Below are 13,468 nucleotides of genomic sequence, written 5' to 3'. Positions count from 1 at the left end.
TTTCTCATGCGTAAAATGCGTACGTTTGTCATTGGGGCCATGGCCCTTAGTCTTGCAGCAGCCTGCGGGGTGAATGAAACGAACAATAACGAGAATGAAGCAAATAATAATGTCGGCGGCGCCAATGAGGTGGAAGAAAATTTGGATGATCTGAACGAAAATACAGAAGGCGTTTCTAATCAAGATGAGAACGCAAATGTCAGCAATGAAGCAGATGATGAAAACAATGCTGAAGAAGATGTAGCAGAACCCGACTCTGAGAACAATGAGAACAACGAAGAAGCTAATACTGGTGACGAGAACGAATCCAGCGAAGAAGAAGCTGAGGCTGAGAACAGCGCGTCCAATGATGATGAGGCGTCCAATGAAGAAGCAGCTGATGAAACCGAAGCAATGGTCTCTCCTCTGTACCTTTATTTTTCAGATGCAGAGCTGCTGAATAATTACCGCGTGGAAGCAGATAACGAAGTAAGCATGGATGAAGCTGGTGCGATGGAAGCGATGGAGCTTTGGGCAGCTGGACCGACTCATGAAGAACTGTATCCGCTGCTTCCTGAAGGAACGACTGTCCAGTCTGTAACATTGGAGGATTCCTCTGCGGAAGTGTCCCTCTCCCCTGAGATCGAAGATGCAAATCTTGGTTCAAGCGGTGAAATGATGCTGCTCGAGCAGATTGCGATGATGATGCATCAGTTCGGAGCTGAGGAAACATCTATTTTAGTAGACGGCGAGAGTGCCGGCGCCTTGCTCGGACATACTGATTTGAACGAAGCCGTTCAGGCTGGTAATCCGGAAGACTTTCAATCGATGGAGTAATACGCAGGCTCATGGTTGAATCATTGGTTTCAAGTCTTATATAATACGGCTATGCAGGGAAGCCGAAATGAAAAGCTGGACCAGCGAAAAACGGCTGGACCAGCTTTCTTTGTGCCTCTGCAGGAAAGGAAGTTTATGCATGCTGAAGCCTGTCAATAAAACGGTGATGCACAGTTACCCGGGGCTCGTTGCTCTGATCACCTCCGCGTTTGAAGGAGAAACAAATATTATGGCCGCCGGCTGGCACTCATATATTTCGTTTGATCCTCCCATTTATGGAGTAGCCGTGGCCGAAGAACGTTATTCTCATCGTCTCATCAACGAATCCGGAAGTTTTGTCGTACAATTCGTTGCTGCAGAGCACGCTGCAGTTATTCAAAAGGCAGGTACATACAGCGGATCTGATGGAGGGAAGCTGGAGAAAATCGGTCTCTCCTGGCAAAAGGGCCGTTCTGTTCCTGTACCGGTGCTAGATTGCGCCTACGTGGCATATGAATGCCGCGTTATTGACCGAAACACGTACGGCGACCACGATTGGTTTGTCGCTGATATTACGCAGTTTCACCAGGATCCCTCCTGTTTTCAGGAAAACGGCCTGCCAAACATGGAAGCGAATCCGCTCCCGCTTTATCTCGGCCGCTCGACTTACTTAACGGCTGATGCACAAACGTCCCGCAGAAATGTGCATATTCGCCGCTGAAGGAGACCGCATGTTATGAATGAGTACCATCCTTATATTGGAAAAAACGCCGCTTACTATGAACAGAAATGGAAGCAGCATTCCCATCCAGCCCGCTTTGCAGGCTGGAACTGGGCAGCTTTTCTGCTCGGCCCCGTCTGGGCAGCCTCCCGGCATCTTTACGTGCTCGCTGCCGGGTATTTTCTCCTTTACCTCACTTTTCTCCTGCTAGAATCGCTGCTGCCTGCTTTACTGGACCTGGGTGCCGGTGCTTCTGCGACGCCCGTATTTCTCGCTGCCCCAATTCTCTTTCTGCATGTGGCGTTCGGTTTAGCTGCTAACGCCGTTTATTGGCGGAAAGTGAAAAAAATGGCACAGCTCGAGAGAGCAGGAAAGCCTTCTCCTCCGCTTTTTCGTGGAAGAGGACAGTCCAAAAAAGCTGGAGCGGTTGTTTCAGCTGGAATGCTTCTGCTTGCTGCTGCTCCGGCCCTGTTTTTGTTCAGCTGGGCTTGGAATCCTCCCCTGGATCCCGGAATTTATGTGTATGACGGCGATCAGCCGCCGTCCGGCGAGCTGGATACAGTAGAGAACCCCGTTTTTTATAAGTATGAATCCATGATCCAGCTGTATTACATCGGTGAAGCTCTCGACGGCCGCGAACTGCGCTACGAGCTCCATTACTTAGGGCTTGGCGCAGAAGAGCGTATTGCCGGCCAGGCTTATCCGTTCTTTTCCGGCAGTACGCTCTCCTTAAACCTGCTCAATGCTGAGGATCCGGAACTGCCGGAGGGTGAATACCGGGTGGACGTGTATCTCGACGACGAACTGTTCGACATGCAGTCATTCGTCGTGACCGTTCCTTAGGATCAGCTTATTTTAGTGCCATCCGGCACATTGGTGTCCGGCGCCAGCAGCACGACATCCCCTTCTCCCGGTACAGCACCCAGCACGAGCACTTCGGAAGTAAAGCCGGCAATTTTACGAGGTGGAAAATTAACCACCGCCGTTACCTGCCGGCCTATTAGTTCCTCTGGTCCATATCGCTCGGTAATTTGCGCACTGGACTGACGTGTTCCCAAACTGCCAAAATCGATCGTCATCTTCATTGCGGGTACCCGTGCTTTTTCTAACCGTGCTGCCTCACGAATGGTGCCGATCCGTATATCCAGCTTTAAAAAGTCTTCTAGTTGAGCCACCGTGAATTCCTCCTTTTCCCTTGTGCTTTAAGTGTGCTTCATGTATGTTCCACAACATGAAGGCGTGTTCCTGCTTTTCTGCAACAGGAATTGGGTGATAACAGGAAGACCATGCAAAGTTTGGTTTCTTACGTCCTATATTAGGGAATGTTTTTATAATCCCTTCTGTACTTATTTGACAGGATGCATATGATACATCCTGATAACATACATGCTTGACCACGACATAGAAAAAGGGGGAACGATCCGCTGTCGCGGATTTAACTACTTATGGCTGAACATTATCAGTACGAAACGAAAAAACCTAGTATCGTCTTTTATATTTCTGCTCCCATTGTAGCTGCATTTGTTATCTGGGGGTTTCTCGGTCCTGAATCATTAGAGAATGCCTCCAATCAAGGTCTTGCGTTTACACTTGATAACTTCGGCTGGTTTTATATGCTGTCCACTGCTTTTATTATTGGCTTTGTGCTTTTTCTTGCTATCAGTCCATTTGGTAAGCTGAAGCTTGGAAAACCTGATGAGAAACCGGAGTACCGCTTTTTCACCTGGATCGGCATGCTTTTCTCAGCCGGTATCGGGGTCGGATTTGTGTTCTGGGGCGTTGCCGAACCGGTCCTCTACTTCTTCGATCCTCACCCGGACTTTGCCGGTTCAACAGAGGGGGAGCTTGCTACGGCAGGCCTTCGTTACGGCGTTTTCCACTGGGCGCTGCATCCGTGGGCGATCTTTTCACTCGTAGCGCTGACGCTCGCCTACGTCCAGTTCCGAAAGGATCAGCCTGCATTAATCAGCTCGGCGTTTCAGCCTATTCTTGGTGACCGTGCATACGGACCCTTCGGAAAAGGCATTGATACGCTGGCCGTGCTTGCTACATCCACCGGGGTAGCGACCACGTTTGGTCTCAGTGCCCTGCAAATTTCGGGCGGCTTTTCCTACTTATTCGACGGTATTGCTAATAATCCGTCCACACAGCTGACGATCATTGCCATCATCACTGTTTTGTTTATTTTTTCTGCCGCTACCGGTGTTAATAAAGGCATTCGTATACTTAGTACGATTAACTTGACCATTGCGGCCGTTTTACTGCTGTTTGTCGTAATAGCAGGCCCAACCTTATTTATCGCACAAAACTTTGTGACAACGATTGGAGGATACTTATCTAATGTTGTCACGATGAGCCTTGATCTTGATCCTTACGGCGACGGGGAATGGCTTGGAAATAATACGATCTTCTTCTGGGCGTGGCACATTTCCTGGTCTCCGTTTATGGGTATTTTCATCGCCCGTATCTCCCGCGGCCGTACGATCCGCGAATTTGTTGCTGGTGTTCTTATCGTTCCTTCTGTTCTGGCTGCCCTTTGGTTTACTACGTTCGGGGGCACCGCGCTCAGCATGATTCTCGGCGGGAACGATGTGATTGGGGATCTCGTCATGGAAGAGGAAGAGCTTGCCCTGTTTGCAACACTCGGCGAGCTGCCGTTTGCAGCGGTTATGAGTGGTCTTGCGATCGTTCTGATTATTATCTTTTTTATTACTTCTGCCGACTCTGCTTCCTACGTGCTCGGCGCTATGACGAGCAGCGGCAGCCTGAGTCCTAAGCTTTACATCAAGATCATCTGGGGCTTCCTGATTGCCGGAACCGCTTCTGTGCTCCTGTTAAGCGGCGGACTGGAAGGACTGCAGACCGCTTCTATTGTGGCGGCACTTCCGTTTGCGATCATCATGGTCGTCATGATCTTTTCGCTCTTGATTATGATGTCACGTGATGTAAAAATTGATAAAGTGAAAAAGCGTAAGCGGGAACGGCGCGAAGTGAAAAAAGAAGTCTATGGCGGAATGAAAGAAAACGTGTTTGACGATGCATTGGATGACGTCCGTGACGATTTAAAAGAAGACGTCCGCGACGAAATTTATGAAGAAATGAAAGAGGAAGTAAAAGAAGAAGTGTATGAACAGGTGAAAGAAGAAGTCTATGACGATCTGAAAGAAGAAGCGTATGAAGAATTTAAAGAAAAGATCTACGACGATCTTCGGGAAGAATTCGAAGATCATCTGTCAGATGAGGACACCGATTCAACCGACAAGAAGAATTAATCAATAAAAAGGGCCCGGAATCAATGATGATTCCGGGCCCTTTGTTACATGTAACAGCGTGTAGTACCCTCTACTGCTGCATGTCGTCGTTGTACCCAAAGAGCCATGTGAGAACGAACGCCGTACCACCGGCTATCAGGTTTGTGAGAATATAAAGCACAAGGCTGCTCAGTGATTCGATATAAAGCAGCATGCCCGGGATTACCGTAATCGCCATACCGGTTGCCTGCAGGTTAAACAGTGCTGCGAAAAATCCACCTGCTGCACCGCCAATCAGACCCATCACGAAAGGTTTTCCGTAACGAAGGTTGACACCAAAAATGGCCGGCTCCGTAATACCGAGAAAAGCAGAAACAGATGAAGGGAGCGCAATAGCTTTCAGCTTTTTCGCCTTTGTTTTTAAACCGACTGCAAGAGCTGCAGCACCTTGAGCTGCGATACCAGCTGTAATCAGTGCGTTGAACGGATTCAGTCCGTTATCAGCCAGCAGCTGAATTTCAAACAAGTTGAAAATGTGATGCACCCCGGTGATTACGATCACCTGATGGAGACCACCGATGATCAGTCCGCTCAAACCGAGCGGAAGCTCCAGTACGAACGTCGCCCCGACCATAATCGCAGCTTCTACTGCTGAGAAAATCGGTCCTACGATGAACAAGGCCGCCGTTATCATAATAAACAGCGTTAAAAACGGAGTTAAAATCAGATCAAGTGCTTCAGGAATTCGCTGACGAAGCCATTTTTCGAGCTTTGCCCCGAGATACCCAGCGATAAACGCCGGAAGAACAGAACCCTGGTAGCCGATCAACGGAATAAATCCGAAGAACATAAGCGGATCTGCTGCACCTTCCCCGACTTCATATGCGTTTGGCAGGGCCGGGTTGACGAGCATTAAACCGAGAACGATACCGATAACCGGACTTCCGCCGAACACCCGAAACGCCGACCAGGCAATCAGCGCCGGCAGAAAGGCAAAGGCTGTATCGGTTAACACTTCTGTATATAAGATAAAGTTATCCGGGATCGCTTCTGGTGTCGTACCGAACAGACCCAGCACCGCTTCCTGCGTAACAAGACCACGAAGACCCATGAACAAACCAGTAGCAACGAGTACCGGAATGATTGGAACAAAGACGTCACCGAACGTTCTGAGTAGACGCTGCATCGCATTACCCTGCTTCGCAGATTCCGCCTTCTGCTCCGATTTCGATGATTCCGATACACCTAGTGCAATGACTTCCTGGTGAATCCGGTTTACTGTACCCGTTCCGAAGATGACCTGAAACTGTCCGGAGTTGTAAAAAGCACCTTTTACCTTATCAATCTCCTCGACCTTCTCCTGATCAATCTTTTCCTTGTCTTTTACCATGAGACGAAGACGTGTCGCACAGTGGGCAGCAGAATCAATATTCTCTTGCCCGCCAATGGCTTCAATCAGTTCTTCCGCTATTCTGCGGTTCTCATCAGCCATGCTTCATACCCCTTTCTTTTTTTAAATCAAGCACCTATACAGGATCGATCACCTGAACATGTAATCGATTCCATATTGTGCAAAATAAAATAAATCTCTTGTGTAATCGATTCCATCAACATGATAAACTATCCCGCTTCAAAAGTCCATAGCCCATTACAGATTTTTCGACATTTTGCTGGTTTAACGATCGAAGCAGCATTTGCGCAGCTTCTCTTCCAGCTTCTTCGTATTTGTAATCGATGGTAGTCAGCGCCGGGGTAACGTACTGCGACATGTCGGTAGCGCCTACACCGGCAAAGCCGATCTGTTCAGGCACCTGAAGCCCTTTTTCTTTCGCAGCCTGCATCGCACCTACTGCCAGTCTGTCTGTCACTGCAAGCACGGCGTCAGGCCACTCTGAATCGGAGGCTGCTATTTGTTCAAATGCCGCTTTTCCGCACTCACTTGTAAAATCGGCCTTGCGGATCCATTCGGACCGAACCTCAAGCCCGTGTCGATTCATCACGTCCAAAAAGCCCTGCCTGCGCAGCACACCGACAGCATAATCCGATTCGTCTACTCCAATAAAACCGATTCGGCGTTTCCCGCTTTGAATCATATGCTCTGTTAAATCTGCGGCAGCGTGATAGTCGTCAAAATAAACCGAAGACACGCCTGGAAGGTTTTGACCGAGTGCGACAACCGGCACCTGCATAGCCCGCAGCGTAGCCAGCAGCTCTTCGTTCTGGTTGGTCGCCGTCAAAATAATGCCGTCTACTCGTCTGCTTTCAAGCAGCTGCAGCTGCCGCCGCTCCTGTTCATGATTCAGATTCGAGCTTGCGAGCAGCATTTGATAGCCATTCTGCTGGAACACATCGTCGAGTCCATTCGCCATCCGGCTGGATGTCTCTGTAAACAGCTTTGGCAGCACGACACCGATTACTTTTGTGCGCTTCAGCCGAAGTGACTTTGCTTGTTCGCTCGGTCTGTATCCCGTTTCTTCAATGATGCGGCGTACCCGCTCCCGAGCTTCTGCACTGACATAGCCGGAATCATTCAGCACTCTGGACACCGTCGTTCTGGAAACGCCGGCTTTATCTGCAATGTCGTTTATTGTGACCATCACTCTCACCTCATCGATATCCTACCACGAAGATGAAAACCCTGTCATCTCATGTGATTCTCAGTAGGTATTTTGTTACCATTTTAAGAATAATGCTTGATTCCTCCTCATCTTGGGTAATAAGAACCCTGATGATAGAACTAATTAAACCCGTGGAAGGGGTTATCAAATTGCCTGCTTATTTATCTAAATCTGTGCTGACTTCATCCATCGCCCGAAAAATGACGCTCGTTGTCCTGGGTGCCACACTGTTCAGCTTAGCTGCAGGGGCACCGGTTGCTTACGCTCAGTACCTGCTTGCACAATCCGGTGCACTGGATCTCGTTGGCACGACAGCTGCTAACCTGCTCCAAACCTACTTTACGCTGATTGTTAATACGCTCATTTTACTCGCCTTTGTATTTACAGGGCTGCGATTCTTCGTTGTGAAGCCCCTCCAGCGGTTAAATGACGTCATGCAGCGCATTCAAGGGGAAAAGCTGGACCTCTCGCACCGTGCCGAAAATGATTCTGCCGATGAGATTGGCCAGCTGTCACGTGCCTTTGACAGTCTTCGTCTCTCCCTCTCCGACACGATTGTGCATGTGAAAGCGGCTGCCGAGCAGACAGCGGCTCAAGCGGAACAAAATGCAGCCTCAATCGAGGAAATCAGCGCTGGCTCTGCAGTCGTTTCGGACAGTGCAAACGTCATGCGCAGCCAGGCCGCATCCGGTCGAACAGCCGTTGAGAATACATCCCAGGCACTGCTGGAGCTTTCTTCTCTTTTACAAATAATCAGCACAAGATCGGATCGATCCGGAAAAGCGGCCGAGGATACCCTCTCTCTTACTGGGAAAGGAAGCAGCAGCTTGGAAGAAGTTGCTTCGAAAATGGATCAAATGAAACAGGATGCCTCAGAGGCAGGAATTCACGTGCAGTCCCTTGATAAATATGCAGGCCAAATAAACAGCATCGTTGATACGATTACGAAGATATCTGATCAAACCAATTTGCTCGCACTCAATGCAGCGATTGAAGCTGCCAGAGCCGGTGAGGCCGGCCGCGGCTTTGCCGTCGTTGCCGACGAAGTTCGCAAATTGGCTGAACAAACCTCACGCGAAGCGGAGCATGTAACGGGTATTATCACTTCTATAACAGATACTGCCGCACTGGCTGCAGATGCAATGGAAACAAATGAGCGATCGGTAGCTGCCGGGGCAGAAGAAGTTACCCGTACAAAACAGTTGTTTGACACGATTTACGAAGCGGTATCCAAAACATCTGATGATATAACAGAAATTAAGGAGCTTGCCGGTGAGAAAACAGCTTCCTCTGCTGCAATTATCTCGTTTATTGATGAGATCGGCTCCTTTACAGATGATACCGATCATCATGCGGAGGCTGTCGCTTCCGCTTCCTCTGAAGCGAGTCATTCCTTGGAGGAAATTGCGGCCAGCACGGAGCAGATGACAGCACTCGCCGGCGGTTTACTGGAACAAACAAATCAATTTTCAACAGCTGAAGGAGGGCGCCAGGTATGACCGTAGAGATAACAGATACCGGAAGCGCTGTGCACGTATTGCTCCCCGCGCACCTTTCAGCTGAAGATGCCGCTGCCATGCGAAGCCGCCTGCTTGAGCACGGCAATCGCGGCGGCCGGAATTTTTACTTTCAAGGTTCAGAACGATTTGTAATCGATACATTATTTCTCGGCATTCTTGCAACGCTGATGAGGCGCTGTCATGCTTCTATTTCAGTCAGCGGCCTTTCCAGCGAAGCTCTTCAGACTTGTAAGAAAGCCCGAATGGACAAGTTAATTCATCTCGTTAAGCCATAATAGACAGAAAAAGAGACACGGAAGCGATCGCTGCCGTGTCTCTTTCTATTCGAAGCTATGATTATACCGCTGATACATTCGCAGCCTGTGGGCCACGGTCGCCGTCAACGATTTCAAACTCAACGTTTTGTCCTTCATCAAGTGTCTTGAAGCCTTCAGCGTTGATTGCGGAGAAGTGAACGAATACGTCGTCGCCGTCCTCGCGCTCGATGAAACCAAATCCTTTTTCTGCGTTAAACCATTTTACTGTTCCTGTGACCATATAAATCGGCCTCCCTAAAAGAAATTTGTTGAATCGTGCGAATCATTCGTACCCTGGTCGTGCCAAGAGGCCGTTGATATTGCCAATTCAAACATGTACAAGGCTGATGTTAGCATAATTGCACAAAACAATCAATATTATCCAGAAAAAATGATACCGCTTACGCAGTTGATACATCAGTCTTCTTCCGCATTAGTCCCCCGCTGAACCTCCACCCGCTGGCGCAGTGTATGCTTATATTCTCTGCTTTCTCCCTCGCCGCCGGCTGGTGCGACAGTAAAGACCGCTTCTGCTTCAATCGTAAATTCACCCGGATCAGCTTCAACCTCAATGTGATTTCCGCTGTGTTCAGCGTCTTCGTCGAGCATGATCTGCTGTATGTCTCCACCGGCATCTTCTTCCGCTTCATAAAGCAGCGTATCTCCCTGCTCAATCCGGTTGATTACAGCAATATGTCCTTCATACTGAAACAATGCCTCCTGTTCACCGTTGTGTAACACAACCGGCGTGACAGAAAGCGTTCCTCCAGCAAACTCCGGATCCAGATACAATTCCGCCTGCTCATATGGACCAGCCTCCCCGCATCCGCGCAGTGTAATCACGGATACGATAAAGAACAGCACTCCTGCCTTCATCTGCTTTCCCTCCTGTTTTCCATTCCCTCTCATTTTACCTAAAGCTGGGGGCTGAGGTAAAGAAAACAGTTGGCCGCGCTATTGGGCTTCTACTGTTCCTGCCTGCAGGACATGGCGCATAAGAAAATCAGCTGCTCCATCTTCGGCATTCGTCCCTGTAACAAAGTCCGCCGCCTTTTTTAATTCCGGTATGGCATTGCCCATTGCCACACCAGTGCCGGCGCGGCGCAGCATGTCGATATCATTCGGTCCGTCGCCAAACGCGATCGCTTCCTGCTTGGAAATACCGTATTGATACAACAGGTATTCCATCGCTGACCATTTTGAGATTTCTTTACGAACCAGTTCAAATCCGTCCTGCCAGCGGATTAATTCCGCCGTACGGCTGTAGAGCTTTTTCGGGAGCGTAATGAAGTCCGTAGACCGAACGCTGTACTTTAATATTTTCTCCGGTTTCACCGTATGAAGCGGCCCTGTGTAGACCGGATACTTTCCGCCCTCATTAACCCATGCCTGTACAATTTCATCCTGTTCCAGGCAGTACAGGCCTTCTTCTGCATGAACCATTATATTTCTAGCACCGGAGCGGACGACCGCTTCGTGCAGCTCCCACGGTGAATGCATGTACTTCATCTGCAGCGGATCAAGCGAAAACCAGTCGTAGACGGCAGCCCCATTTAAACAAATCATCGGCGTTTTCAGTCCGAGACTCCGATGATGCGGCAGGGTAATATCCAGGTGTCTTCCCGTAGCGAGAAACACATAAATGCCAGCTCGTTTCAGTTCTTCAATCACCTGTCTCATTTTATGGGAAATTGCATCTTCGGTATTTAACAGAGTACCATCCATATCGAGAAATACAGCTCTTATGCGCATGTCTGTTTCATCCTCTCCTGTTTCTATACCTACACCATACCCGCTGAACGTAAATCCCGTGTTAAGGAAGCTTAAAGGTTGAGGCTCCATTTTAAACGTTTTGTAAAGATCCGCTTTTCCTGAAGCGAACCGACCACAGCTAATTTCATTCAACAAGTTCCTATGAAAAATGGAGAATGAATGATCAAACAAGCGATACTGCTGTATGACGTACGCTTTCATCGAATTTTTGACTTTTTCTCATAATCTGCTATACTCATTCCGTTCTCTACGGACCGAGTCTTTCTAGGAAGGACTCTATCAATCTAATAGAAAGAGGTGCACGTGTTGTCTACAATTGAAAAATGGAAACAGGAATGGTTCAGCAACGTGAAAGGAGACGTGCTGGCAGGGCTGGTTGTAGCCCTCGCTCTGATCCCGGAAGCGATTGCTTTTTCCATCATTGCTGGTGTTGACCCGATGGTCGGCCTCTATGCCAGCTTCTGTATTGCTGTCATTATCTCGTTTGTCGGTGGACGCCCCGGCATGATTTCGGCAGCAACAGGAGCAATGGCTCTGCTCATGATTACGCTTGTAGCAGACCATGGTTTGGAGTATCTGCTCGCCGCTACGATTCTGACAGGTATTCTGCAGATTTTATTCGGGGTGTTTAAGCTCGCTGCGTTGATGAAATTTGTGCCGAGATCCGTTATGATCGGCTTTGTCAATGCGCTTGCAATCTTAATCTTCACGTCCCAGCTGCAGCACTTTGTCAACGAGACTTGGGTGATGTATGCGATGGTGGCGCTCACGCTGGCGATCATTTATATTTTGCCTAAGTTTACGAAAGCCGTTCCGTCTACACTTGTCGCCATCGTTGTCGTTACGGCGATAGCGATCATTATGAACGCAGGCGTTCGTACAGTCGGCGATATGGGGGCACTCCCGGATACGCTGCCGATCTTTGCCCTGCCAAACATCCCGCTGAACATGGAAACGCTGATGATTATCTTCCCTTATTCATTAGCGCTTGCGATGGTTGGGATATTGGAATCTCTGTTAACGGCCTCGATCGTGGATGACATGACCGATACGGACAGTGATAAAAACAAAGAAAGCCGCGGGCAAGGAATTGCCAACGTCACTACAGGTTTCTTCGGCGGCATGGCCGGCTGTGCAATGATCGGTCAATCAGTCATCAACGTCAAGTCCGGTGGTACGGGCAGACTATCCGCTTTGGTCGCCGGTACATTTCTTATGTTTCTCATTCTCGTCGTCGGAGACTGGGTTGTGCAAATTCCGATGGCAGCTCTAGCCGGCGTCATGATCATGGTATCCATCGGCACGTTTGACTGGTCGTCGCTGACGAACATTCATAAAGTGCCGCGGACGGATGCGCTCGTCATGGTCACCGTCGTCGGTACGGTAGTTTATACGCACGATTTGGCGATTGGTGTGTTCGCCGGGGTAATAATGAGCGCTATCTTCTTTGCCTGGAAGCTTTCCAAGATCAAAGTCGAGGAACATTTCAATGTTCGCACCCGGGAGATGACGTACGAAATTCACGGACAGCTCTTCTTTGCTTCCGTACAGGATTTTACGGACCAGCTTGATTTTAACACCGATGTCAGTCACGTTATTCTCGACTTATCGAATACACAGCTGTGGGACGACTCAGCAGTTGGCGCTATTGATAAGGTGAAGCACAAATATGGACTCCGTAATATTGAAGTATCTATTACAGGGTTAAACAAAGAAAGCTACAAGCTAATGGAAAAAATCGGCGGCTTAAACAAAGCCTCCGGCCATTAAGGAGGCCGTTCGATTATGAAACGTATCTTACTTGCAGTAGATGGCTCTGATCACAGCAATCGGGCCGCCGAAAAAGCAATTGGACTTGCCAGGATCACGGAAGACTCTGAAATTGAACTGCTTTATGTAGTCGACGGCAGCCGCTCTAAAACAGATATCCTGCACTATGGGGATTCTGATGCAGCTTCTGCGAAGCGCCGCCGTATGCTCGCTTCATTTGAGGACATGATTGCCGCTGAGAACATCTCTGTTACCTCAACCGTTCTTCACGGAAAGAACGGCGTAGCAGAGCCTATCATTTCTCATGCGAACGACGGCGCGTACGATGTGCTTGTGATTGGAAGCCGTGGACGGAACACGATGCAGACGATGGTTCTCGGAAGCGTCAGCCATAAAGTGATGAAGTATGTGAAAGCCCCGGTCATGATGGTTAAATAAGGAAAAAGAGCGCACGTTGCAATGCTCCTCTTCACGAGAAGAACTCTCCAAATGGAGGGTTCTTTTTTATGCACTGACAGCTGGTTCCGCCTCCGAAAGGATGAGGAAGGAACGAGCACGACTTTCCCTCCTGACCTCCAGATCTTCTACCCTGAGAAGTCTTTCTTTATCTTCCGCATCACGGCTTCTAAAGGTGAAAAAGCCTCAAACCTAGTGAAGCCGTGTCCTTCTGCCAAGTGCTGCTCACTAAAATGGGCCTATTCTGGCAAAGCGGAGGGGACCTGCA

At 49.0% G+C, this 13,468-nt stretch carries 14 protein-coding genes and 1 pseudogene; 9 read left to right on the top strand and 6 right to left on the bottom strand.

From position 1 onward, the window contains the following. Positions 1 to 6: 6 nt before the first annotated feature. The 3 genes from ACFO4L_RS06280 to ACFO4L_RS06270 all read left to right on the top strand — a co-directional run bounded on the left by ACFO4L_RS06280 (position 7) and on the right by ACFO4L_RS06270 (position 2,359). On the top strand, positions 7 to 816 hold the full coding sequence (locus ACFO4L_RS06280) for a GerMN domain-containing protein (RefSeq protein ID WP_377908842.1): 810 nt from the start codon (positions 7 to 9) through the stop codon (positions 814 to 816). A gap of 139 nt (positions 817 to 955) precedes the next feature. After that, the gene (locus ACFO4L_RS06275; protein ID WP_377908841.1) at positions 956 to 1,516 is read left to right on the top strand and encodes a flavin reductase family protein; all 561 of its coding nucleotides are present in this window, start codon (positions 956 to 958) and stop codon (positions 1,514 to 1,516) included. Positions 1,517 to 1,531: 15 nt separating this feature from the next. Further along, a complete protein-coding gene (locus ACFO4L_RS06270; protein WP_377908840.1) occupies positions 1,532 to 2,359 on the top strand; it encodes a DUF2628 domain-containing protein in 828 nt (275 codons plus the stop codon). 2 nt (positions 2,360 to 2,361) lie between these two features. Here the strand turns inward: ACFO4L_RS06270 and csaA are convergent, their stop codons facing one another. After that, positions 2,362 to 2,691, bottom strand: coding sequence for a chaperone CsaA (gene csaA, locus ACFO4L_RS06265; protein WP_377908839.1), 330 nt, complete (start codon positions 2,689 to 2,691; stop codon positions 2,362 to 2,364). A 270-nt stretch (positions 2,692 to 2,961) separates the two neighbouring features. Between csaA and ACFO4L_RS06260 the strand changes: the two genes are divergently transcribed. Further along, positions 2,962 to 4,788 (top strand): BCCT family transporter, encoded by a 1,827-nt coding sequence (locus ACFO4L_RS06260; RefSeq protein WP_377908838.1) that lies wholly within the window; start codon positions 2,962 to 2,964, stop codon positions 4,786 to 4,788. A 70-nt stretch (positions 4,789 to 4,858) separates the two neighbouring features. Here ACFO4L_RS06260 and ACFO4L_RS06255 read toward each other — a convergent pair whose 3' ends face one another. Together ACFO4L_RS06255 and ACFO4L_RS06250 are read right to left on the bottom strand one after the other, a co-directional pair. Further along, the gene (locus ACFO4L_RS06255; RefSeq protein ID WP_377908837.1) at positions 4,859 to 6,259 is read right to left on the bottom strand and encodes a sucrose-specific PTS transporter subunit IIBC; all 1,401 of its coding nucleotides are present in this window, start codon (positions 6,257 to 6,259) and stop codon (positions 4,859 to 4,861) included. A 115-nt stretch (positions 6,260 to 6,374) separates the two neighbouring features. Next, positions 6,375 to 7,364 carry a LacI family DNA-binding transcriptional regulator gene (locus ACFO4L_RS06250; protein WP_377908836.1) on the bottom strand — a complete coding sequence of 330 codons (990 nt, stop codon included), beginning with the start codon at positions 7,362 to 7,364 and terminating at the stop codon, positions 6,375 to 6,377. 32 nt (positions 7,365 to 7,396) lie between these two features. Between ACFO4L_RS06250 and ACFO4L_RS06245 the strand changes: the two are divergent. The 3 genes and pseudogenes from ACFO4L_RS06245 to ACFO4L_RS06235 form a co-directional block, all read left to right on the top strand. Then, a pseudogene (locus tag ACFO4L_RS06245) lies at positions 7,397 to 7,921 on the top strand (HAMP domain-containing protein); the annotation flags it as partial. 132 nt (positions 7,922 to 8,053) lie between these two features. Continuing rightward, complete coding sequence (locus tag ACFO4L_RS06240; RefSeq protein ID WP_377908862.1) at positions 8,054 to 8,884, top strand: methyl-accepting chemotaxis protein; 831 nt, start codon at positions 8,054 to 8,056, stop codon at positions 8,882 to 8,884. Then, positions 8,881 to 9,180 carry a hypothetical protein gene (locus ACFO4L_RS06235; protein WP_377908835.1) on the top strand — a complete coding sequence of 100 codons (300 nt, stop codon included), beginning with the start codon at positions 8,881 to 8,883 and terminating at the stop codon, positions 9,178 to 9,180. The genes ACFO4L_RS06240 and ACFO4L_RS06235 overlap by 4 nt, the downstream gene beginning before the upstream one ends. 61 nt (positions 9,181 to 9,241) lie before the next feature. On the opposite strand, the gene ACFO4L_RS06230 is transcribed toward ACFO4L_RS06235, so the two are convergent. The 3 genes from ACFO4L_RS06230 to ACFO4L_RS06220 form a co-directional block, all read right to left on the bottom strand. Beyond that, on the bottom strand, positions 9,242 to 9,442 hold the full coding sequence (locus ACFO4L_RS06230; protein ID WP_168008495.1) for a cold-shock protein: 201 nt from the start codon (positions 9,440 to 9,442) through the stop codon (positions 9,242 to 9,244). Positions 9,443 to 9,618: 176 nt separating this feature from the next. Further along, on the bottom strand, positions 9,619 to 10,077 hold the full coding sequence (locus tag ACFO4L_RS06225) for a hypothetical protein (RefSeq protein ID WP_377908834.1): 459 nt from the start codon (positions 10,075 to 10,077) through the stop codon (positions 9,619 to 9,621). A gap of 78 nt (positions 10,078 to 10,155) precedes the next feature. Next, positions 10,156 to 10,953 carry an HAD family hydrolase gene (locus ACFO4L_RS06220; RefSeq protein ID WP_377908833.1) on the bottom strand — a complete coding sequence of 266 codons (798 nt, stop codon included), beginning with the start codon at positions 10,951 to 10,953 and terminating at the stop codon, positions 10,156 to 10,158. 327 nt (positions 10,954 to 11,280) lie between these two features. Between ACFO4L_RS06220 and ACFO4L_RS06215 the strand changes: the two genes are divergently transcribed. Next, positions 11,281 to 12,744 carry a SulP family inorganic anion transporter gene (locus tag ACFO4L_RS06215; protein ID WP_377908831.1) on the top strand — a complete coding sequence of 488 codons (1,464 nt, stop codon included), beginning with the start codon at positions 11,281 to 11,283 and terminating at the stop codon, positions 12,742 to 12,744. A gap of 15 nt (positions 12,745 to 12,759) precedes the next feature. Beyond that, positions 12,760 to 13,182, top strand: coding sequence for a universal stress protein (locus ACFO4L_RS06210; protein ID WP_377908830.1), 423 nt, complete (start codon positions 12,760 to 12,762; stop codon positions 13,180 to 13,182). The last annotated feature ends 286 nt before the right edge of the window (positions 13,183 to 13,468 follow it).

This window comes from Bacillus daqingensis, assembly GCF_042654445.1.
Taxonomy (GTDB): domain Bacteria; phylum Bacillota; class Bacilli; order Bacillales; family Salisediminibacteriaceae; genus Alkalicoccus; species Alkalicoccus luteus.
The sequence above is the reverse complement of the archived record's forward strand: the minus strand, read 5'-3'. Positions and strand labels throughout refer to the sequence as shown.